Origin of the sequence: Wolbachia endosymbiont of Nomada ferruginata (genome assembly GCF_001675785.1) — a bacterium.
GTDB lineage: Bacteria > Pseudomonadota > Alphaproteobacteria > Rickettsiales > Anaplasmataceae > Wolbachia > Wolbachia pipientis.
The window spans coordinates 1-1,205 of the sequence record NZ_LYUY01000162.1 but is presented as its reverse complement, the minus strand read 5'-3'; the positions used below and the strand labels follow the sequence as shown (position 1 = coordinate 1,205).

The 1,205-nt window shown below is 34.9% G+C and carries 1 pseudogene; it reads left to right on the top strand.

The window, feature by feature from the left end:
- Positions 1–157: 157 nt before the first annotated feature.
- Positions 158–1,184: pseudogene (locus BA053_RS07010) on the top strand (transposase); the annotation flags it as partial.
- Between the last annotated feature and the right edge of the window lie 21 nt (positions 1,185–1,205).

The following is a 1,205-nucleotide window of genomic DNA, read 5'->3' as shown; positions in this document are numbered from 1 at the left end:
CAATGGCGTCAACTTAAGGAAAAATGTCAGAGATTGTGTATAAAATTTCTCTCTAAAATTTTTACCATTAAATTACCCAAAAGCTGCAATAAACAGCACTTTTGTTTCTGTTTTATTTCAACAAAGAAGTCTAAAATGTGTCCTTTTTAGGTGAAATATGCAAAAAGGAAAAAACCTTATTCTACAAATTAAAAATATAATATACTCGAAAACTTTTCAGAAAATCCATTGTGTTGAGTTTTACACGAACAAGCTTTTTCGACAGTATTTTCTATGATTTTAAAGTTAGTTAAAAAAAGTTTGGGAATAGAATGTGAACTTATGGAGCCATTGACATGTACCCTCAAAGCAAGCTTTTTCTAAAGCAAGGTATAAGATTTGCCATACAGGCTTTCAAGAATTTAAGCATCCAAACAGCCTATCAGGATGAACCTGAGTTGGAGAGGCTATAGACTTATTGCAGCAGATGGTTCTGGTACCCAGCTCTGGGGAAATTGTATCCGAGTTTGAACCAAATGGAACAACAGGCACCATTGGCAATTTGTTTGTTGATTTGTGTACTTCGCTGATTTGTAGTGCTCGTCTTGCAGCTTGGAATATAGGTGAACAAACGTTGGCGGCAGAGCAATTACCCGAAGTTATCACTCAAATGCGTTTATTAAATCAAGAGAAATTATTATTTATCTATGATCGTCTTCAGTAAAATTCATTCAGCAGCATTATGATTTGGAAGTAGATTTTATTTTTCGCTTGCAAAAAAGAAATTATAGTAAGCTATGGGAACGCTGGCGAATTAGATTTTGATTTTATATTAGAAAATGAAAAGCTAAAAAATAAAATGAAAGGACAGAAAGTAAGAGTTATAGTGCTGACATTAGCCAACTGAGAAACAGAGCTTTTGACCGAGACTTTGGAGCAAAGCTGATGTGTTAAGGTGGCACATAGAGGAAACGACTCAAAGTAGGAGCAGAGTTAGAGAATTTTTCTGGAGAGGCTGTATACAAGAATTTTGGGCAAACTTGGTCATGTGCAATATATTATCGCTTCATATGTGTGATGCACAAGGGCCTTGGAACCCAGATCAAATTACTGAGTATCGTTTAAATTTTTCAGTTTTATTTGGTGTAATGAGGCAGAAACTCTATCAGGTACTTATTGCGCCAAAAAACTTTCAAGCCCTTTTTAAGTATACGCGCTAAAGTTAA